This is a genomic window from Fusobacterium perfoetens, assembly GCF_021531595.1.
In the GTDB taxonomy this organism is placed as follows: domain Bacteria; phylum Fusobacteriota; class Fusobacteriia; order Fusobacteriales; family Fusobacteriaceae; genus Fusobacterium_B.
In genome coordinates this window covers 183,108-202,798 of the sequence record NZ_JADYUD010000001.1, presented here as the reverse complement: position 1 = coordinate 202,798, position 19,691 = coordinate 183,108, and the positions used below count along the sequence as shown (strand labels likewise).

General features: G+C 29.6%; 22 protein-coding genes. 2 read left to right on the top strand and 20 right to left on the bottom strand.

What is annotated here, in order from left to right; translation table 11 throughout:
* Nucleotides 1-9: 9 nt before the first annotated feature.
* The gene (locus I6E17_RS00895) at nt 10-909 is read right to left on the bottom strand and encodes a phosphatidylserine decarboxylase (protein ID WP_235234958.1); all 900 of its coding nucleotides are present in this window, start codon (nt 907-909) and stop codon (nt 10-12) included.
* Between the two features lie 202 nt (nt 910-1,111).
* Between I6E17_RS00895 and mgsA the strand changes: the two genes are divergently transcribed.
* Nucleotides 1,112-1,498 (top strand): methylglyoxal synthase, encoded by a 387-nt coding sequence (gene mgsA, locus I6E17_RS00890; RefSeq protein WP_235234956.1) that lies wholly within the window; start codon nt 1,112-1,114, stop codon nt 1,496-1,498.
* A gap of 226 nt (nt 1,499-1,724) precedes the next feature.
* Entirely contained in the window at nt 1,725-3,338 is a 1,614-nt protein-coding gene (locus I6E17_RS00885) for an ABC-F family ATP-binding cassette domain-containing protein (protein WP_235234954.1), read from the top strand.
* A gap of 57 nt (nt 3,339-3,395) precedes the next feature.
* Here the strand turns inward: I6E17_RS00885 and tgt are convergent, their stop codons facing one another.
* The 19 genes from tgt to I6E17_RS00790 form a co-directional block, all read right to left on the bottom strand.
* Entirely contained in the window at nt 3,396-4,556 is a 1,161-nt protein-coding gene (gene tgt, locus I6E17_RS00880) for a tRNA guanosine(34) transglycosylase Tgt (protein WP_235234953.1), read from the bottom strand.
* An 8-nt stretch (nt 4,557-4,564) separates the two neighbouring features.
* Nucleotides 4,565-6,742 (bottom strand): RelA/SpoT family protein, encoded by a 2,178-nt coding sequence (locus I6E17_RS00875; RefSeq protein ID WP_235234952.1) that lies wholly within the window; start codon nt 6,740-6,742, stop codon nt 4,565-4,567.
* Nucleotides 6,743-6,773: 31 nt separating this feature from the next.
* The gene (locus I6E17_RS00870; protein WP_235234951.1) at nt 6,774-7,289 is read right to left on the bottom strand and encodes an adenine phosphoribosyltransferase; all 516 of its coding nucleotides are present in this window, start codon (nt 7,287-7,289) and stop codon (nt 6,774-6,776) included.
* The gene (locus I6E17_RS00865; protein WP_235234950.1) at nt 7,286-8,143 is read right to left on the bottom strand and encodes a tetratricopeptide repeat protein; all 858 of its coding nucleotides are present in this window, start codon (nt 8,141-8,143) and stop codon (nt 7,286-7,288) included. The genes I6E17_RS00870 and I6E17_RS00865 overlap by 4 nt, the downstream gene beginning before the upstream one ends.
* Nucleotides 8,130-8,801, bottom strand: coding sequence for a DUF502 domain-containing protein (locus tag I6E17_RS00860; protein WP_235234949.1), 672 nt, complete (start codon nt 8,799-8,801; stop codon nt 8,130-8,132). The genes I6E17_RS00865 and I6E17_RS00860 overlap by 14 nt, the downstream gene beginning before the upstream one ends.
* Nucleotides 8,786-10,087 carry a hemolysin family protein gene (locus tag I6E17_RS00855; protein ID WP_235234948.1) on the bottom strand — a complete coding sequence of 434 codons (1,302 nt, stop codon included), beginning with the start codon at nt 10,085-10,087 and terminating at the stop codon, nt 8,786-8,788. The genes I6E17_RS00860 and I6E17_RS00855 overlap by 16 nt, the downstream gene beginning before the upstream one ends.
* 33 nt (nt 10,088-10,120) lie before the next feature.
* Entirely contained in the window at nt 10,121-10,558 is a 438-nt protein-coding gene (locus I6E17_RS00850) for a CBS domain-containing protein (protein ID WP_235234946.1), read from the bottom strand.
* 42 nt (nt 10,559-10,600) lie between these two features.
* Nucleotides 10,601-11,050: an acetyl-CoA carboxylase biotin carboxyl carrier protein gene (gene accB / locus I6E17_RS00845; protein ID WP_235234945.1), complete on the bottom strand. Its 450-nt coding sequence runs from the start codon at nt 11,048-11,050 to the stop codon at nt 10,601-10,603.
* 46 nt (nt 11,051-11,096) lie between these two features.
* Nucleotides 11,097-11,570, bottom strand: coding sequence for an ACT domain-containing protein (locus I6E17_RS00840; protein WP_235234944.1), 474 nt, complete (start codon nt 11,568-11,570; stop codon nt 11,097-11,099).
* Nucleotides 11,560-12,417 carry a bifunctional methylenetetrahydrofolate dehydrogenase/methenyltetrahydrofolate cyclohydrolase FolD gene (folD, locus tag I6E17_RS00835; RefSeq protein ID WP_235234943.1) on the bottom strand — a complete coding sequence of 286 codons (858 nt, stop codon included), beginning with the start codon at nt 12,415-12,417 and terminating at the stop codon, nt 11,560-11,562. Before folD ends, I6E17_RS00840 begins: the two co-directional genes overlap by 11 nt.
* A 26-nt stretch (nt 12,418-12,443) precedes the next feature.
* On the bottom strand, nt 12,444-13,376 hold the full coding sequence (gene fmt, locus I6E17_RS00830; protein WP_235234942.1) for a methionyl-tRNA formyltransferase: 933 nt from the start codon (nt 13,374-13,376) through the stop codon (nt 12,444-12,446).
* Nucleotides 13,377-13,408: 32 nt separating this feature from the next.
* The gene (gene nrdR, locus I6E17_RS00825) at nt 13,409-13,867 is read right to left on the bottom strand and encodes a transcriptional regulator NrdR (RefSeq protein ID WP_235234941.1); all 459 of its coding nucleotides are present in this window, start codon (nt 13,865-13,867) and stop codon (nt 13,409-13,411) included.
* A 14-nt stretch (nt 13,868-13,881) separates the two neighbouring features.
* A complete protein-coding gene (locus tag I6E17_RS00820) occupies nt 13,882-14,352 on the bottom strand; it encodes a PTS sugar transporter subunit IIA (protein WP_235234940.1) in 471 nt (156 codons plus the stop codon).
* 1 nt (nt 14,353) lies between these two features.
* A complete protein-coding gene (gene recO / locus I6E17_RS00815; protein WP_235234939.1) occupies nt 14,354-15,061 on the bottom strand; it encodes a DNA repair protein RecO in 708 nt (235 codons plus the stop codon).
* Nucleotides 15,061-15,618: a hypothetical protein gene (locus I6E17_RS00810; RefSeq protein ID WP_235234936.1), complete on the bottom strand. Its 558-nt coding sequence runs from the start codon at nt 15,616-15,618 to the stop codon at nt 15,061-15,063. The genes recO and I6E17_RS00810 overlap by 1 nt, the downstream gene beginning before the upstream one ends.
* Nucleotides 15,619-15,620: 2 nt before the next feature.
* Nucleotides 15,621-16,424, bottom strand: a complete 804-nt coding sequence (gene mreC / locus I6E17_RS00805; protein WP_235234935.1) for a rod shape-determining protein MreC — start codon at nt 16,422-16,424, stop codon at nt 15,621-15,623.
* 127 nt (nt 16,425-16,551) lie between these two features.
* Complete coding sequence (locus I6E17_RS00800; RefSeq protein ID WP_328225373.1) at nt 16,552-17,415, bottom strand: DMT family transporter; 864 nt, start codon at nt 17,413-17,415, stop codon at nt 16,552-16,554.
* A gap of 220 nt (nt 17,416-17,635) precedes the next feature.
* Nucleotides 17,636-18,643 (bottom strand): ABC transporter substrate-binding protein, encoded by a 1,008-nt coding sequence (locus I6E17_RS00795; protein ID WP_235234934.1) that lies wholly within the window; start codon nt 18,641-18,643, stop codon nt 17,636-17,638.
* A 23-nt stretch (nt 18,644-18,666) separates the two neighbouring features.
* A complete protein-coding gene (locus tag I6E17_RS00790) occupies nt 18,667-19,689 on the bottom strand; it encodes an ABC transporter substrate-binding protein (RefSeq protein ID WP_235234933.1) in 1,023 nt (340 codons plus the stop codon).
* Nucleotides 19,690-19,691: the final 2 nt, after the last annotated feature.

Sequence of the window (19,691 nt, the reverse complement as noted above, 5' to 3'; positions counted from 1 at the left end):
TTTTTATAATTAGAATTTTTTTCCTATTCCTTCACCCATAAATATTTTTGTTTCTATTCCATTTATGCTGTTTTCAAGAATATCTCTGTCAATTTCAACCCTGTCTTTTTCAAGGAACATTATAACAGTTGAACCTCCAAAATAGAAGTATCCTTTTTCCTCTCCTTTTTTCACAAATGTTTCAGGCTTATATGTCTGTTTTATTCCTCCTACCATTGTAGCTCCTATTTCACACATACATATATCACCATATTTTTCTGTTGAGAGAACGGAATATTCTCTTTTATTTTCACAGAAAATTCTGAAATTTTTTCTTATAGCATGAGGAGATACTGAATAATAATATCCCTTTATCTCTTTACTTTCTGATATTTTTCCATCTGCTGGAAAATGGAATCTATGATAATCTACAGGGGCAAGTCTTACTATTACCATTATTCCTCCCTGATATTTTTCTGCAAGGACTTCATCTTTAAAAAACTCATTCAGTGTAAATTCTTCTCCTTTTAAAAAGAACTTACTGCTGTCATGAAGATTTTCTATAACAAGAATTTTCCCATCTGCAGGAGAGACTAAAGTATCTTCATCATAATCTATTTTTCTTGCTCCATTTTTTAACTCCCTTATGAAAAAATCGTTAAAAGATTTAAATTCTTTTAAACTTTTTTTAGATTCATTAAGGTTTATCCCATTGTCCTTAGCAAACTTTTCTATCATCTTACATGATTCAGGACTATCCATTTTTTTTCCATACCATTTTGAAAGAAACTTTCTTTTTACTGTAGCTTCAAGAGCAAGCTTTCCAAAAGGGTTGTAATATAAAAATTTTAAAAAGTTTTCTCCGGGAACTTTTTCTATTTCAATTTTGTCTGTGCTTCTATTAATATATTCTATTTGCTTAAATTCCATTTCTGCTCCCAATATTAGATTTTTAATTTTACTTTATTTTTATAGATTTTTTACTTTCTTTATTATATAATTATTAAAAATATGATAACCAAGAGAAAAAAATCTCTCTTGTATTTTATCACACTTTCCTGAAATAATAAAATATTATATAATAAATTATAGAGCAGCGGAAAATACAAATTTATTTTATTGGAGGATACTAATGAAAAAAAGAATTGCATTGATTGCACATGACAAAAAGAAAGACGATCTTGTTAAATTTGTCAAAGAACATGTTGAGTTTTTCAGAAATTATGAACTTGTAGCAACAGGAACTACAGGAGGGAGAATAATGGAGGCAACTGGTCTTAATATAAAAAGATATCTTTCAGGACCTCTAGGAGGAGACCAGCAAATCGGAGCTGATGTAGCAAATGGTTTAATTGATGCTGTTTTCTTTTTCCAAGATCCCCTTACTAGTCAGCCTCATGAACCTGATATCAGAGCATTAGGAAGACTTTGTGATGTACACAATATACCAATGGCGACTAATGAAAGAGCTGCTCAGCTTTTAATAACAGGTTTAAAATTTGAAAATGGAATCTTATAATTAAATTTATATTCAAAAATTTAATTTCTAAAGCAGCATAGTTATGTGCTGCTTTTTTATTTTATGGTTTTTAAGATTCTATCTTTTGGTGTTTCATAAAATATAATCACATATTTTTTATCTTAATAAATCTTTATTTAGAATAAAATTTTATTCTGTTTTAAAAAAATTATTTCTATGATATAATAATGTGTATGTTTAAAAAATTGAGGAGGAAAATAATTAAATGATATCAACAAGTAATCTTAGTATGAGATTTCCTGATAAAAAACTTTTTGAAGATGTAAATATTAAATTTACTCCGGGAAACTGTTATGGACTTATCGGTGCCAATGGTGCAGGAAAATCTACTTTTGTAAAAATACTTTCAGGAGTAATAACTCCAACTGAAGGAGAAGTAATATTAGATAAAAATAAAAGAATGGCAGTTTTATCACAAAACCACTTTGCATATGAAGATGTTAAAGTTTTAGATGTTGTTCTTATGGGGCATAAAAAACTTTGGGATATAATGGTTGAAAAAAATGCTATCTATGCTAAAGAAGACTTTACTGAAGAAGATGGTATGAGAGCTGCAGACCTTGAAGGTGAATTTGCTGAACTTAATGGTTGGGAAGCTGAATCAGAAGCAAGCACACTTCTTACAGGACTTGGTTTAAGAGCAAAATATCACGAAATGCTTATGAAAGAACTTAACGAGCCACAAAAAATTAAAGTTCTTTTAGCTCAATGTCTTTTTGGAAATCCTGATGTACTTCTTCTTGACGAGCCTACAAACGGACTTGATATAAAAGCTGTTGCATGGCTTGAAAATTTCCTTATGGATCTTGAAAACACAACTGTTATAGTTGTATCTCACGACAGACACTTTTTAAATAAAGTATGTACACACATTGCTGACATTGATTATGGAAAAATTAAAATGTTCGTAGGTAACTATGACTTCTGGTATGAATCAAGTCAACTTATGTTATCATTAATTTCTAATAAAAATAAAAAACTTGAACAAAAAAGACAAGAACTTCAAGAATTCATTGCAAGATTCAGTGCCAATGCAGCTAAATCTAAACAAGCTACATCAAGAAAAAAACAACTTGAAAAATTACAGCTTGAAGATATGCAAGTTTCTAACAGAAAATATCCATTCATTGAATTTAAACCTGACAGAGAAGCAGGAAATAACATGCTTAAAGTTGAAAACCTTACTAAATCTATAAATGGTGTTAAAGTAATTGATAATCTTTCATTTACAATAAATACTAAAGATAAAGTTGTTTTCCTTTCTGAAAGCGATATTGTTAAAACAACTCTTCTTTCTCTTCTTGCAGGAGATTTAGAACCTGATTCAGGAACAATTACATGGGGAGTTACTGTAACACATGCTTATATGCCTAAAGATAATTCTGCTTTCTTTGAAGGTGTTGACTTAGATCTTGTTGACTGGTTAAGACCATATTCACCTGATCAGCACGATTCTTTTGTAAGAGGTTTCTTAGGAAGAATGCTTTTCACTGGTGAAGAATCTCTTAAAAAAGCAAAAGTTTTATCTGGAGGAGAAAAAGTAAGATGTATGCTTTCAAGAATGATGATGTCTGGAGCAAATGCACTTTTATTTGATAACCCTACAGACCACTTAGATCTTGAATCTATTACATCACTTAACAAAGCACTTATAAAATTCCCTGGAACTATTTTATTTGCTGGACACGACCACGAATTTATTCAAACAGTTGCAAACAGAATTATTGAAATTCTTCCTGATGGAAAAATTATTGATAAATTAATGACTTATGATGATTATATTCAAATGAAAATAGATGAAGAAAAAGATAATGATTAGTAAATAAAAAATTAACCCTGCTAAGAAATTTCAAAGCAGGGTTTTTTATATTACTTTTTATTTTATTTTTCTAGGTTTTATCCATTCAGAATTATTTCCCATTTGATAATTCTTTATAAATTCTTCTTTAAATTCAGGAAATCTATCTTCAAGTATTGCTTTTCTTGCATTTTTCATCAAATGTACAAGAAAATATAAGTTATGATAAGTTGTAAGTCTTTGTCCTAAAATTTCACCAGCTTTTAAAAGATGTCTTATATATCCTCTTGAATAATTTCTGCATACATAACAGTTACATCCTTCATCAAGAGGTCTGTCATCTTCTGCATAACCTGCATTTTTTACAACAAGTCTTCCATATTTTGTAAATACAGTTCCATGTCTTCCTATTCTTGTAGGCTGAACACAGTCCATCATATCTATTCCAGATTCAACAGCCTCAAGCATATCTAAAGGCTCTCCTACTCCCATTAAATATCTTGGTTTATTTTCTGGAAATTTAGGAGTTATTTTTTCTAGAATTCTATACATATCCTCTCTAGGTTCTCCTACAGCAAGACCACCCATTGCATATCCTGAAAAACTTTCATCCATTTCAAGAAGAGATTCTAAGCTTTTTTCTCTTAAATCTTCATATATCCCACCTTGAACAATTGCAAAAAGTCCTTGTTCTTCAGGTCTTTTATGAGCATCTATACATCTTTTTGCCCATCTTGCAGTTCTTTCTATTGAAGGAACTAAATACTGTCTTGATGACATTCCTGGTGGACATTCATCAAAAAGCATTACTATATCTGAACCTAAATTATTTTGTATCTCTATTGATTTTTCAGGAGATAGAAAACGCTTTGAACCATCAAGATGTGAACTGAAAGCTACTCCTTCTTCTGTTATTTTTCTTAAATGACCTAGACTGAATACTTGAAATCCTCCACTATCTGTAAGGATAGGTTTCTCCCATTTTGAAAATCCATGAAGTCCTCCAAATTTTGCTACAATATCATCCCCTGGTCTTAAGTGAAGATGATAAGTATTTCCAAGTATTATTTCAGAACCAAGTTCAACCAGTTCTTCTTTAGTCATTCCTTTTACTGTTCCCTGTGTTCCTACAGGCATAAACACTGGTGTCTCTACTGTTCCATGAGGTGTAGTTATTACACCTGCTCTGGCATTACCAGTCTTTTTTATTAATTCATATGTTACAGGTAATTTCTGCATTTGTTCTCCTATCTTTCTACAGCTACTACATCTTTTATCTTCTTAATATTTTCAAGAAGAAGATTGTAGTCTCTTTTGTTGCTTATTTCAATAGCAACTTTTATTTTATTAAAATCTTTATTATTTCTTTTTATTGTACTTGAGTTGATATCTGTAAGAACTATTTTATGATTTGCAATAAGATTTACTATCTCCATAAGAATATTTTTATTGCTGTTTGTTATTACAGAGAATTTAAATTGATATTTATTTACTTTTTTATTTATTACTTCTTCGTCCCATTCAACATGAATTACTCTATCTGGATCATGCTGAACCATATTCTCAAAGTTTTTACAATCTTTTCTATGAATTGCTATACCTGTAAGTTTAGTTACATATCCTCCTATCTCATCTCCAGGAAGAGGAGTACAGCATTTTGCAAATCTTATAAGAGTATTGTCAACACCCTCAACTATAATTCCATAATCATTTTTCTTTCCTGATTTACTTTTCTGAACAGCTGGAGTTTTTACTATTTCTCCAGGCTCAAGAGGTCTATGTGCTTCAATATCTCCTCTAAGTTTATCTACAATAATATCTACCTTACTTCTCTTTTCTCCCATTATGAAATAAAGATCATCGTAAGTAGGAACATTATGTTTTTCCATGTGTTTTTTTACAACTGGAGATTCTTCAAAATCTTTCAATGACATTGGAACAGGAAGTTTAGAAATTTCTTTCTCAATTATATCTTTACCAGCTTTAATAGTTTCTTCCCATTTTTTATCTTTAAGCCATTTTCTGATTTTATTTTTTGCTCCTTGAGTAACAACTATATCAAGCCAGTCATTTCCTGGCCCTTTAGCACTTTTAGAAGTAATTATCTCAACTCTGTCACCACTTTTTAATTTATAATCCAAAGGAACAATTTCTCCATTTACTTTAGCACCTATACATTTACATCCTACTTCTGTATGAATAGCAAAAGCAAAATCTATTGGAGTAGAACCTTTTTTCAGCTCAGATATATCCCCTTTAGGAGAAAATACAAAAATTGTATCTTCTATTATATCCCCTGTTATTGTGCTTACAAAGTCTTTAGCATTATCAGCTTCTTTATTTACTTCTATAATGTCTCTAAGCCAGCTGTAAACTTTATCTTTTTTTGTTACCTTTGATTTTTCTTTATAACTCCAGTGAGCTGCAACCCCTTCTTCTGCAATTCTATCCATTTCTTCAGTTCTTATCTGAATTTCAACAAATTTTCCTTCAGGCCCTACTATTGTAGTATGAATTGATTGATAGTTATTTGATTTAGGTACAGCAATATAGTCTTTAAATCTTCCTGGCACTGGACTGAAATGTTCATGGATAACTCCAAGAGTATGATAACATGTTACCACACTGTCAACTATTATTCTTATTCCTGCAAGGTCATAGATGTCATCAAAATTTCTATGTTTTTCATATATTTTTTTGTAAATACTATAAAAATGCTTGAATCTTCCATTTACCTGACATTTAATTTCTGCTTCAGCCAGTATTTTTTTTATTATTTCAACAACAGACTCTATATAGTCACTTCTTTCTCCTCTTGTTTCATCTACAAGAGTTTTAATTTCAAGATATATTTCAGGCATAATATAATGAAAAGCTCTATCTTCAAGCTCTGACTTTATTTTTGCCATACCAAGTCTATGAGCCAAAGGAGCATAAATAGCCAATGTTTCTTTTGATATTCTCACCTGTTTTTCAGGAGGAACAAATTTAAGAGTTCTCATATTGTGTAATCTGTCTGCAAGCTTTATAATTATAACTCTCAAGTCTTTTGACATTGCAAGCATCATTTTTCTTATGCTCTCATCTTGCTGCTTTGTTCCATTTGGAAGATTTTTAAGCTTCGTAACCCCATCAACAAGATGTGCAGCACTTTCACCAAAATTATATTCAATATCTGCAAGGGTTATAAAAGTATCTTCTACAATATCATGAAGTATTCCTGCTACAATGGAATCTGTATCCATTTTCATATCAATTAAAATCTTAGCTACTTCAGTAGGATGAAGAATATATTTGTCCCCTGACTGCCTGAATTGTCCCTGATGAGATTCTTCGGCAAAAGAGTATGCTAACTTTATCTTCTCAATATCAACATTTAAATTATTCTTTTTTATACTATCCAATATCTCTTGCCAATATTCCATAAATTACCCTTTCTTTGATAAGCCCTATTTTTTAATATTTTATTAGTGACAGTACAGGATAATTCTTAAGTTTTCCTCTTCCGTCAAATTCGTCTGCCAATTCAATTAAAAATCCTATTCCTACAACTTCTCCCCCAAGGCTTTCAATAAGTTTTACTGCTGCCTCAGTAGTTCCACCTGTTGCAAGAAGATCATCTATTATTACAACTTTTTGTCCTTTTTTTATAGCATCTTTATGAATTTCTATTGTGTTAGTTCCATATTCAAGTTCATAACTACATGATACAACTTCTCTTGGAAGTTTTCCAGGTTTTCTTACAGGAACAAATCCGATACCTAAATCATAAGCAACAGGTGCTCCAAATATAAAACCTCTTGATTCTGGTCCTACAATTACTTCTGCTCCTTTTTCTCTAGCAAAATCTGAAAATTCTTTAACAGATGCTTTAAAAGCATCTCCATGCCCTATGAATGATGTTATGTCTCTAAATGTTATTCCTTCTTTTGGAAATCCTTCTATTGATGTTATATAGTCTTTATAATTCATATCTTTTCTCTCAGCCTCTCCTCTAATTCTAAATAATCTTTATTATATCTTTCTCTATATGATACAAGTTTCAGTGCTGATTCAGCCTGTGCATATTCTTTTTGATTATAAATCATATATGCAAGAGTCATATACAGAGAATCACTTCCTCCGTATGAAACAATGTATCTTTTTATTTCTTTTTCACCTAAAGCATATTCTCCAAAATATTCACCTACTGCATAAGAATAAAATATTACAAAATCTCTGTCTGAATTATATTTTCCCATTCCTTTTTCAAGAAAAACTCTTAGTTCTTCTTTTTTTCCCATATCATTAAGAAGTTCTGAATATATTTTATAATAAACTAAATCCAGTTGTTTTTCCTGACTAAAAACTTGTTTAAAATTCTTATAAGCATTTTTTAAATCTCTTTCTTTATAAAGAAGATATGCTTTTAATTTAATAGTTTCTGCATTTATTCCTTCAGGAGAAACTTTATTAAGATATACTAAAGATTTTTTTAAATCTCCTTTTAGGAAATAAATATATCCTGTATTTCTTAGACTCTCCTGATCTTTTCCATCAATTTTAAGTGCTCTTGAATAATAATAAATTCCTCTGTCATAATCTCCTAGCTTTACATATGTTCTTGCTATTTCTTTAAGAGTTATTATATTATCTTCATTTTTCTGATAAGCTTTTTCATATTCTTTAAGAGCTTTAGTATAATTTCCTTCTCTTACATAATTTATACCTTTTAATATATAGTATTCTTCTTTAGTGCCTTCTTTATGGGTACTTTTCACTTCAGAAGATGTGCATGCTGTAAAAATCAAAATAATTATAAAAAAGATTATACTATTCTTTTTCACTCTCTTCTTCATCTTCTTCTTTCTCCATTCCCGGAACAATTACTCCTCCGGAAATTATAAGCTTAACTGCATCATCTATCTTCATATCAAGGAAAATTATATCTTCCTTTGCAACACAAATAAACATTCCTGATGTAGGATTTGGAGAAGTAGGTATAAATACATTACATAATTCTTTCCCTGCTTTTCCTGACAGTATTGCATTTTCTTCAGAAGTAAGAAATCCTATACTGTAAATTCCTTTTCTTGGATATTCAACTGCTATTGCTTTTTTATAAGTATTTCCTTTTTCCGATGATACAAGACTTACAATCTGATTTATTGTAGTATAGATATGCTTTACTATTGGAAGCCTTCCAATAATTTTATTAATAAATCTTGTTATCTTTTTCCCAACAATATTTTTAGCTATATATCCAATAAAAGTTATAAATATGAGTATACTTAACAGATAAAGGATATATACAACTGTAACTAAATGGATATTATTTTCTATTCCAAAGAATATGATTGCATTATTTATAAGAGTTGTAAAAAATGACTCCTTTGTAACTGCTACAATAAAGTTTACCATCCAGTTAATAATAAATATTGTTAAAAATAATGGTAGAATAACAATAAGGCCTGCATAAAAATGCCCTCTTATTCCTTTTCGCATATTTCTGCTTCACTTTCCTTTTTGATAAGTACTTTTAATATTCTCATTTTTTGTATTTCAAGAACTTTAAGTTCAACTCCACTTATATGAACTGTATCTCCTACTTCAGCTATTTTATCTAGCTCATTCATTATAAGTCCTCCTAAACTTTCATAGTCTTCAGACTCAGGAAGTTCTATATCAAGTTCTTTATTTATTGTTTCTATATCAAGCATGGCATCTACTTCATAAGTATTAGGACCTTTTTCTTTTATTGTTTCCTCATCTTCTTTATCATATTCATCTCTTATTTCACCGAATATTTCTTCTATAAGATCTTCTATTGTAACTACTCCAACTGTTCCTCCATACTCATCTATGACTATTGCCATATGCACTTTCTGAGTTTTAAAGTCTTCAAGTATTTTTATTATTGATTTTGTTTCAGGAACAAAATAAGCCTTTCTTACAAATTCTTTTACAGGCATATCACATTTTCCATCTTTAACTGCATTTAAAAGATCTTTTATATAAAGAATACCTATTATTTCATCCATAACATCTTTATAAACTGGTATTCTTGAATATCCAAGTGTTGTTATATCATTCCACACATCATTTACAGATTTATTTCCTTCTATTGCAAACACAGAAGTTCTTGGAGTCATTACTTCTCTTGCACAAGTTTCTCCAAATGTAACCATAGACTCTATCATATCTTTTTCTTCTGCTTCAATAACACCTTCAGCCTCTCCTACATTTACATAAGAAAGAATATCTTGTTCTGTTATCATAATTGCTTCATCTTTTATGTCCACACCTATAATTCTTCCAATAAATTTTGAAATCCCTGTAAGAATCCATATTACTGGAGTTGTAAGTTTTGTTAGACAATAAATTGGAATTATAACTGATTTTGAAATTTCTGTTGAATTATTTTTTGCTATTACCTTTGGTGTAATTTCTCCAAAAATCAAAATAACCACAGTCATCACAACTGTTGATATAAAAACAGACATATTTTGAGAATTTCCCATTCCCTTGTCACTTAAATAACTTGTAATAAAAGCTGTTGCCAGTGATGTTGCAAGAATATTTACTATATTATTTCCCAGTAGGAGTGCTGTCAGCATCTCATTTGGTTTTTTAAGCCAATACTTTAAAAGTTCTCCTTTTCTTGGATTTTTTTCTGTTATATCTTCAAGATGAATGCTTCTAAATGATGTAAGAGCTGTTTCTGATGCTGAAAACATACCTGACAATAAAATTAATATTACTAATAAAAACAAATAATGATACGTGTCCAATTGACAAATGCACCTTCCTTAAAATTTAAAAAGTTAAAAATGTTTTATTAAATCGCTTTTTGTTACTATTCCTACAAGTTTTTCATTTTCAAGTACCAAAGTATAGCTTATTTTTTTATCAAGCATCTCTGTTACCACATTTTCAAGGTCATCTTCAAGAGAAGAAACCATTTTTACTTTTGACATTATATCTTCTACCTTATAAGAAGAAAATTTGTTAAGCTTTTCCTGATACTCTTTATTTCCAGGAAGAGTTATCATCACTTCCCAAAATGCAAGTACAGGTGGCAGAGGGAATTTACCTTCTTTCACAAGAATGTCATCTCTTGTTATTATCCCTACAACCTTTTCGTTTTCAAGTACAGGAACTTTTCCTATTCCTTTTTTCATTATATTAATTACTTCTTCAAAACTGCTGTTTGGGCTGACTGTTACTAAATTTCTGTTCACTACATCTTTTACTTTTTTCATAACATACCTCCAAATCTGCTGTACTTATAAATTTTTATTTCTTTATTCTATTATGAATAATTTATCACCTTTTTGAACTACAACTCCATCTTCAACTAAAATTCTTACTACCTTCCCTGAAAATTGTGAATTTACTTCATTCATCATTTTCATTGCTTCAATAATACAAACAGGATCTCCAGCTTTTATATTCTGTCCTTCCTGAACAAAAACTTCTGCACCTGGAGCAGGAGAACGATAGAAAGTTCCAACCATAGGAGAAGTAATTATATTTCCTGATAATCCTTCTGCTGATTGTTTTTCTTTCTTTTCTACTTTTTCAACAGGTCTTGCCACTTTTTGAGGTGCAGCAGCTGTCACTATTTCAGCTGTCTTCTTCTCTTTTTTTAAAACAAGTTTTTGATCTCCTGTTTCAAGAGATATCTCTGTAAGCGAATGTTCATTCATATTTTCTGCCAGTTTTTCTATTAATTCTAAATCAATGTTTTTCATTATTTTCTCCCAATTTTATATAATTCAAAATTTTATGCCTTTATTATTAATTGCTTCCTATTATTCTAAGCTCTTTTACTCCCTCAATTTCACTTATAAGTTCAAGCATTCCTTCTATTTTTCTAAGAATATTTTCTGTTGTCTGAACTGATATAGTAGCTCTTCCTATTCCATCAATAGCTATATTTTGAATAATTGTAAGTATATTCATATCATGTGAAGCTATTACATCAAGTATTCTTGCAAGTATTCCAGGCTCATCAACAAGTGCAAGATGAATGCTGAATACTTTTTCTTTTCCACTTTCAAAGAAAGGCTTTATATAATCTTTATATTTATAATAAGTACTTCTGCTAAGTCCAACCCTTCTTATAGCTTCATATTTAGAAATTTTCTCCTGCTGAATAAGATCATTTACTTTGATTACATTCTGAATTGATGTAGGCAGAATTCTTCTGTCTACTATAAAGTATTCTCTTTTTTCCTCTGTTTCTGCCTTCCTTCTTCTTCTATTTGCCATTTACTAACTCCTCCTTGCAAAAAGCTTTCACAGTATTTTTTAATAGCATAGCTATTGTCATTGGTCCTACTCCTCCTGGAACAGGAGTTATATGAGAGGCTATCTGGCTTACACCTTCAAAATCTACATCTCCGCAGATTTTTCCTCCTTCTCTGTTAATTCCCACATCAATTACAACAGCACCTTCTTTTACCATATCTTTTTTCAAAAATCCTGCTTTCCCCACAGCAACCACTATGATATCAGCTCTTTTTAAAATTCCTGTTAAATCTTTAGTTTTACTGTTACATACTGTCGTTGTTGCACCTTTATTTATAAGAAGAGAAGCTGTCGGCTTTCCTACTATATTGCTTCTTCCAACAACTACAGCATTTTTTCCATTTAAATCCATATTTAACTGATCAATAAGATATATTATTCCTTGAGGTGTACATGATATAAATCCATCTTCATCGCCTAGTACAATTTTTCCTAAGCTCTCTTGTTTAAATCCATCAACATCTTTTCTTATACTTATTGCATCACATATTTTTTTCTCATTAATATGTTCAGGTAGAGGAAGCTGTACAAGAATTCCATTTATATCTTTATCGCTGTTTAATTTTTCTATTTCTTTTATAAGTTCTGCCTCAGAAATTTTATCAGACAATACAATCTCTTTACTGTATATTCCTACTTTTTCACAAGCTCTTATTTTAGATCTGACATATATCTTTGAAGCAGGATTATCTCCTAAAATTATAACTGCAAGACCTGGAATTTTTCCTATCCTTTCTTTATATTCTGAAACTTCTTTTTTAAGATTTTCCAAAATTTCCTCTGAACACTTTTTCCCGTCAATTATCATAAATCAGTTCTCCTCTCAAGTATCTCCTATAATAATTTTTCACCTATTTTTATAAAGTTTCCATTTAAAAGATCAGCTCCTGACAATATTTTTTTACTTTCAGGTTTTGCAAGAGTGATTATTACTGATCCGTCACCTACTTTTACAACAGGTCCTTGTCCTTTTACTTTATCAACAACCTCTCCGATTTCTCCATTTTCATATACTCTTTGATTTTTCTTTACTCCGTATACTTTTAACATTTTATCGTTAAGAGTTGTAAAAGCACAAGGAAAAGGATTTATTCCTCTTACAAAATTATAAATTTCTTTTTCTGTTTTATTCCAATCTACTTTTAAATCTTCTTTTTTAAATGGCTTTACAAAAGTGGCTTCAGAATGGTTCTGAACTATTCTTGGATTTGTTCCTGCAAAAATCATTTTTACTGCTTCTGATAAAGCTTCTGCTCCTATGTCTTTCAGTTTATCATGAAGTGTAAGAAATGTCTCTTCCTCTGTAATCTCTGTTTCTTTTGTAAGAATTATATCTCCTGCATCTAGTTCTTCTGCTATGTACATTATAGTTACACCTGTTTTTTCTTCGCCATTTATTATTGCAGCATTTATTGGTGCAGCTCCTCTGTACTTAGGAAGAAGTGATGAATGCACATTTATTATTCCGTATTTAGGTATATCTATTATACTTTGAGGAATAATTTTCCCATAAGCAACTACAACGATTAAATCTGGATTAAGTTCTCTTATCTCTTTTTCAACTGTTCCATCTTTTAAAGTTGAAGGCTGATAAACAGGAATATTGTGATCTATTCCATATTGCTTAACAGGAAGATAAGTTATCTTTCCTCCTCTTTTGTTAACTTTATCTACTTTAGTATATATCCCTATAACTTCGTGTTCCTTGTTCATTGCATCTAAACATGGCACAGCAAATTCAGGTGTTCCCATAAATAATATTCTCATTAATTTTTAATCTCCTATTCTGTCTAAGAATTTTATTTCTTATCCTTTTCTATATTTTCAACTATTTCTATAAAAGATTTTATATCATTAAACTCTTTATATACAGAAGCAAATCTTACATATGCCACTTCATCAAGTTCTTTCAATTTTTTTAAAACAATTTCTCCTAAATCACTTGTACTTATTTCACTATCAAGTGAGTTCTGAAGACTTCTTTCTATTTCAAGTACAAACTCTTCAAGAGTATCCCTGCTTATATTTCTTTTTATTGTTGCTATTGAAAGCCCTCTCATCAATTTTTCCTTATCAAATTTTTCCCTGCTCTTATCTTTTTTTACAACATAGATTGCCCTCTCCTCTACTTTTTCATATGTTGTAAATCTTTTTTTACAGGTTGTGCACTCTCTTCTTCTTTTTATAGAGTTCCCGTTAATAAATAATCTGCTGTCCACAACCCTTGTGTCACTGTTATTACAAAATGGGCAATTCATATATTCCTCCTGCCTTAAACGGCTTCTTCTTCATCTATATATTTGATTACTTCTTCAGGTGTTTGACAATTCATAAGTTTATTTCTGAAACTTTCATTTCTTATAAGTCTTGAAATTCTTGCTAGAACTTTAAGATAAATTTGACTGTCTTCTATTGGAGATGCAAATACAAAAAATATATTCACACCTTCTTTATCTAAAGAATTAAAATCTATTTTTTCTTTACTTATTCCAAATGCTACTGTAAGTTTTGAAGCTGTATCAGTCTTAGCATGAGGAATTGCTATTCCTTTTCCTATTCCTGTACTTCCTAATTCTTCTCTTTCCATTAAAGCTTTTTTTATAATATTTTTATCCTGTATATTAGGAGATTTTGACATTAAAACTGACAATTCTTCTAGCACAGCGTCCTTTGTCCTACTTTTTAAATCCAATGTTATTAAATCTTTTGACATATAGTCCGTAATTTTAACTATATTTAACATTTTATGCCTCCAAAATATAATTTTTTAAATCTAAGTATATTTCCATATGATAATTTAGGTATTTTTCATATATACCTAAAACCGAATATAAACTTTGAACTCTTATATTTTCTTTAAGAAGTTCCCTTACTTTATTGAAATATATCATTTCAATAATTTTGTATTCTTCCTCGTTTAATTTTATACTGTCTTGTAAAAACTCTTCAGATATTACAGAGGATTTTATAGAAAAATTCCTTCCATTTTTGACTGTATATTTTAATCCTTCTTCTATAATTATCTTATGTAAATAGTATACCAATAAAATGGTATAATTCATACTATTTTTTTCTTTTTCAATATAATCAAGACTTTTTAAAGTCAAATCATAAAGAATACTTTTTCTTTCATTTTCAGTCAGAATATTGTTAAGTACATGGAACATATAAAGGACTATTCCGATTTTTTTCATATCTTCTCTTATATTATTATAATTTTTTACAGATTCAACAGTTGTTCCAATATAACTGTTTTCTTTTTTGTACACTACCATTCTAGAAAAAGAAAGAATATCTGCTCCTATCTTATCTCTTTTTTTACTTTTCCTAATGCCTTTAATAAGAACATCTATTTTTCCAAAACTTCCTGTAAACATAGTGACAATTCTATCAAAATCGCCTATATCCTTTTTATTTATTATTATACCTTCAACTTTTAAAAGATTTGTCATTATAACTCAAACTCTTTTCTGCTGATTTCTGAATTAATTTTTACATCTTCTATTTTTAGTTCAGCAACAAGAATATCTCCATCAAAAATTTTTATAAAAACAGGTATATAATAATTATCTATAAGTTCCATTTTTTGAGGCTCTATTATAACATTATCATTCCTTATCCGAACAAGTTTTCCACTGTTATAAAGTTTTCTAAATTTTTCATCTTTTCTATCTTTATTCTGCAGAAGAACTATTGTATCAATTACAAGATTTTCTTCTGGAACAGCTTTGTCTTCTGTTACCTCGTCAAAAACAGGAAGATAAGTTTTTTTTGTATCATCTGCATAAACAAAAACTTCTCCTCTGTGAGACTGTGGTTCAAGCATCTCTTTTCTTAAAAGATTAGGCACAACATATTTTATATTGTATACTTTTTCTTCGCTTCTTTTATTTATAAAAGTTTTTTCCATTACAATAAGGTCCAAACTTTTTATTTCACTTATATTTTTTACCTCAGCAAAACTAAATGAACATAATGCAAAGAATATAGCTAATATAATTTTTTTCATAATTATACATCTCCCATCAGTACTATTGCTTCCTGGAAATCATAAATATTTGTATCTATCTTTACCCTGTATATTTTTTCAAGCTTATTATCTGCTGATACAATTTCTGAAACTTTTCCTACATAAAGTCCTTTAGGATACACATCACTTATTCCTGATGTATAAAGTTCTTCTCCTATTTTTATTTCTTCTTCAAGAGAAGAAGTAGGTCTAAAATATAAGTCTTTTTCCCGTTCTCCACTTACTATCCCTATAACATCTTTACATAAAACACTCACATAACTATTTTCACCTGTTATCATTTTTACAACAGAATAATTTTCATAGACATCTGTTATCTTTCCTATAAGCTGTCTTCCTGAAAGTACAGGCATATTAATCTCCATTCCATCTACAGATCCAGCTTTTATTATAAAATCTTCATAAGTATCCTGAACATGCTGAAAACTTACTTTTACAACTTTTGTTTTATATTCCATCTGCCCTTTCAGGTCCAAAAGTTTTCTAAGTCTTATATTTTCATCTGTAAGATCAGCTATAAGCTCATCTTTATATTCCTGAGAAGTTATTTTAGATTTTAATTCTCTATTTTCATAAAAGAAATCTTTATATTTTAAAATAGTATTAAAATTTTCTCTGATACCTTGTGTTGTCATATAAATTTTGCTCTGTACAGGAAGAATTAAAACATTTAATTTTTTCATACCAAAAAGCAGTAAACCTTTCATAAGGAAAATCACTGCTGCTGCGACTACTATTATATAAACCCACCCTATAAGGGTTCTTTTCTTCTTTTTAAGTTTCATTTTATTTCCTTTGTACAACCAAATTTTTAATACTTTCTTTTCAATAATTATAGTATATTACCCTTCATTTGTAAAGAATATTACACAATTTTTAGCTTTTTGTTCTCTACAGGCGAACATTTTTTAATTATTCTTTTTCTTTAAAAACAAAATATAATTTCACAGCAACTGCTGTTACAATTATACCACCTATTACTGTAAGCACATCTGGTATTTCTCCAAAGAAAAAGAATCCTAAAATAACAGTAAAAATTATACTTGAATATGTATAAATTGATACTTCTGATGCCTTTGAATATTTATAAGCATAAGTAAGTCCAAATTGTCCAAAAGTAGCAAAAACTCCTATGCTCAATAAAATCATAAGTTCTTTAAAAGAAGGCTGTACATAATCCATCATCATAAATGGAAAAATCCCTAAAACAGAAATAAGTGAAAATACAAATACTATAGTATTAGGATTTTCTTTTCTATTCCCAAGTACTCTTACAATTGTATAAGCTATTCCAGCAAATACAGCTGAAGCAAGTGCTGAAAGACTTGGAAGAATATTAAAGTCCATAGTAGGTTTTATTATAAGAATAACACCAAAAAAACTAATAAAAAATCCTGCTATTTGTATTTTTCTAAGTTTTTCTTTTAAAAAATATGCAGATAAAAAAAGTACTACAAATGGTGAAAGTTTATTAAGAATATTTGCATTTGCAAGAGGAAGATAGGCTATTGCATAAAAATTTGCCACCACCCCTAAAAGACCTGCTACTGCTCTTCCTATAAGATAGCCTCTGTTTCCTTTCTGTCCCAAAAGCACACTAAAATTTCCAACTTTTCTTAAACCCCAAAGGGCAACAAAAAGACTTACTAAATTTCTGAAAAATATTTTTTCAAAAAGGGGAATATCACCTACATATTTAATGCTTACTGCCATAAAACTAAATCCTAACGACGATATAAGCATAAAAATTATTCCCTTTGTTTTGTTGTCCAACATTATTTTATTTCCTCCGTTCTCTCCAAAATGTAAAATAAATATTTAATATTCATCTTCATATTTTACCAAAAAAATAGTAAACTGCCTAACTATTTTCATTCCCAAAAGGATATTTTCGTGATTTTGTATTATTTCTGAAAAATATATAAAAATAAAAAAACAGGAAACAATACTTTTTTAAAGAATTATTTCCTGCTCATTTTTACTTAAAAATTATTTTTTATTTTTCTTCATAAAGATTTATAAACATCTCATTAGCATCTACTTTTTTATCTATAATTTTATGATCGTATAACCAATTTATATTTTCTTGCCACACTTCTGCATCTTGATGTAAGAATGGTACTCCCTCTTCTTTCATTATAGGAAGAAGAATATTTATACTTTGTGTTTCAACATTTCTACTTAAAGGGAACTGATCTGCTTCTTGTTTTGCAAGAAGGATATCTAAAGATTCTTCAGGATTATTCATCATATCATTAAATCCTTTATTAGCTGCTTTTAAAAATCTTACATATACATCTTTTCTTTCTTTTATTAAATCATCATTAGCAACAAAAAGTTCTTCATAGTAGTTAGGCATTCCATATTCTGTACAATAAAAATAATCTACAGGAAGTCCTTTCTCTTCCATAACAGGAACTTCGTGATTTACAAGTCCTCCTATTGTTGCATCAACCTGTTTAGTTATCATTGAAGTAAGAAGTTCAAATCCTACATCTATTACTTTTACTTTAGATGCATCTCCTCCGTCATATTCAACCATAGCTTTTAAACTTTCTTCACTAAGAGGTCCACCAGAATATCCTATAGTTTTTCTTTCTAAATCTTTAGCTCTTTTAATATTATTTTCTTTAAGAGCAATAATAACATTTAAAGGTTTCTGAGTAATAGCTCCTATTGAAGTTATAGGAATATTTTCATTTGCTCTTGCCATTACAAGATGATGAAGATAATATATACCTATATCAGCTTTTTTAGCTGCTGGAAGAGCCATTGGATCTGAAGCATTTGATGGAAAATGTATATTTACTTTTATTCCCTCTTCTTCAAAATATCCTTTTTCAATAGCATTATATAAGAAACAATGAATTGCATTTGGATACCAGTCAAGAACAACATCTACTGTATCAAGTTTTTTCTCAGCTTTTTCTTTTGTTCCACCACAACCTACAATGATTAACATTAAAAGCATAAGCACTGCATATTTTATTTTTTTAAAAGTCATTTTTTATTATTTCCTCCGTTTTCTCACTCATTAAGAGGCAAAAGATTTACAAACATCTCCTCTGCATCTATTTTTCTTTTTATAATTTTCTGGTCATAAAGCCAGTCTATATTTTTTTCCCACACTTCCTTCTCTTGATACAAGAAAGGAGTGTCTCCGTTAAACATAAAAGATAAAAGTATATCTGTACTTTGTTTTTCTACACTTCTGCTTAAAGGGAACTGTTCTGCTGCCTGTTTTGAAAGAAGTATATCAAGAGATTCTTCAGGATTGTTTTTCATATCCTCTGCTCCTCTTGCACAGGCTTTTAAAAATTTTGTATAAACATCTTTTCTTTCTTCTATAAGCTCATCATTGGCAACAAGAAGATTTTCATAATAATCAGGAACTCCATACTCACTTGGATAGAAATAATTAATTTCAAATCCTTTTTCAAGCATTACAGGGACTTCGTGATTGATAAGTCCTCCTATTGTTGCATCAACCTTTTTAGTTATCATTCCAGTAAGAAGTTCAAATCCTATATCTAAAACTTCAACTTTAGAAGGATCTCCTCCATCTTTTAAAACCATTGTATCCAAAGTCCCTTCTGTTAAAGGTCCTCCTGAATATCCTACAAGTTTTCCTTCTAAATCTTTTGGTCTTGTAATATTGTTTTCTTTAAGAGACATAACAACTGTAAGTGGTTTTTTTACTACAACCCCTATTGCTTTTACAGGAATATTCTCATTTGCTCTTGCCATTACAAGATGATGAAGGAAATAAAATCCTATGTCAGCTTTTTTAGCTGCTGTAAGAGCTAATGGATCTGAAGCATTTGCAGGAAAATGTATATTTACTTTTATTCCTTCTTCTTCAAAATATCCTTTTTCCATAGCAACATAAATAAAACTGTAAAGAGCATTTGGATACCAATCAAGAACAACATCTACAGTCTCAAGAGGTTTCTCTTCTTTTACTGGCTCTTTTTCAGATGTACATCCTACTAAGAAAACAAAAGCTAAAAGTGATACAAACAGAACTTTCAATCTCATAAGTCTTTCCATAA

Excerpts from the sequence above, each read along its gene's own strand:
- I6E17_RS00895 (WP_235234958.1), bottom strand. The coding sequence starts at position 909 with ATGGAATTTAAGCAAATAGAATATATTAATAGAAGCACAGACAAAATT.
- mgsA (WP_235234956.1), top strand. The coding sequence starts at position 1,112 with ATGAAAAAAAGAATTGCATTGATTGCACATGACAAAAAGAAAGACGAT.
- I6E17_RS00885 (WP_235234954.1), top strand. The coding sequence starts at position 1,725 with ATGATATCAACAAGTAATCTTAGTATGAGATTTCCTGATAAAAAACTT.
- tgt (WP_235234953.1), bottom strand. The coding sequence starts at position 4,556 with ATGCAGAAATTACCTGTAACATATGAATTAATAAAAAAGACTGGTAAT.
- I6E17_RS00875 (WP_235234952.1), bottom strand. The coding sequence starts at position 6,742 with ATGGAATATTGGCAAGAGATATTGGATAGTATAAAAAAGAATAATTTA.
- I6E17_RS00870 (WP_235234951.1), bottom strand. The coding sequence starts at position 7,289 with ATGAATTATAAAGACTATATAACATCAATAGAAGGATTTCCAAAAGAA.
- I6E17_RS00860 (WP_235234949.1), bottom strand. The coding sequence starts at position 8,801 with ATGCGAAAAGGAATAAGAGGGCATTTTTATGCAGGCCTTATTGTTATT.
- I6E17_RS00850 (WP_235234946.1), bottom strand. The coding sequence starts at position 10,558 with ATGAAAAAAGTAAAAGATGTAGTGAACAGAAATTTAGTAACAGTCAGC.
- accB (WP_235234945.1), bottom strand. The coding sequence starts at position 11,050 with ATGAAAAACATTGATTTAGAATTAATAGAAAAACTGGCAGAAAATATG.
- I6E17_RS00840 (WP_235234944.1), bottom strand. The coding sequence starts at position 11,570 with ATGGCAAATAGAAGAAGAAGGAAGGCAGAAACAGAGGAAAAAAGAGAA.
- folD (WP_235234943.1), bottom strand. The coding sequence starts at position 12,417 with ATGATAATTGACGGGAAAAAGTGTTCAGAGGAAATTTTGGAAAATCTT.
- fmt (WP_235234942.1), bottom strand. The coding sequence starts at position 13,376 with ATGAGAATATTATTTATGGGAACACCTGAATTTGCTGTGCCATGTTTA.
- nrdR (WP_235234941.1), bottom strand. The coding sequence starts at position 13,867 with ATGAATTGCCCATTTTGTAATAACAGTGACACAAGGGTTGTGGACAGC.
- I6E17_RS00820 (WP_235234940.1), bottom strand. The coding sequence starts at position 14,352 with ATGTTAAATATAGTTAAAATTACGGACTATATGTCAAAAGATTTAATA.
- recO (WP_235234939.1), bottom strand. The coding sequence starts at position 15,061 with ATGACAAATCTTTTAAAAGTTGAAGGTATAATAATAAATAAAAAGGAT.
- I6E17_RS00810 (WP_235234936.1), bottom strand. The coding sequence starts at position 15,618 with ATGAAAAAAATTATATTAGCTATATTCTTTGCATTATGTTCATTTAGT.
- mreC (WP_235234935.1), bottom strand. The coding sequence starts at position 16,424 with ATGAAACTTAAAAAGAAGAAAAGAACCCTTATAGGGTGGGTTTATATA.
- I6E17_RS00800 (WP_328225373.1), bottom strand. The coding sequence starts at position 17,415 with ATGTTGGACAACAAAACAAAGGGAATAATTTTTATGCTTATATCGTCG.
- I6E17_RS00795 (WP_235234934.1), bottom strand. The coding sequence starts at position 18,643 with ATGACTTTTAAAAAAATAAAATATGCAGTGCTTATGCTTTTAATGTTA.
- I6E17_RS00790 (WP_235234933.1), bottom strand. The coding sequence starts at position 19,689 with ATGGAAAGACTTATGAGATTGAAAGTTCTGTTTGTATCACTTTTAGCT.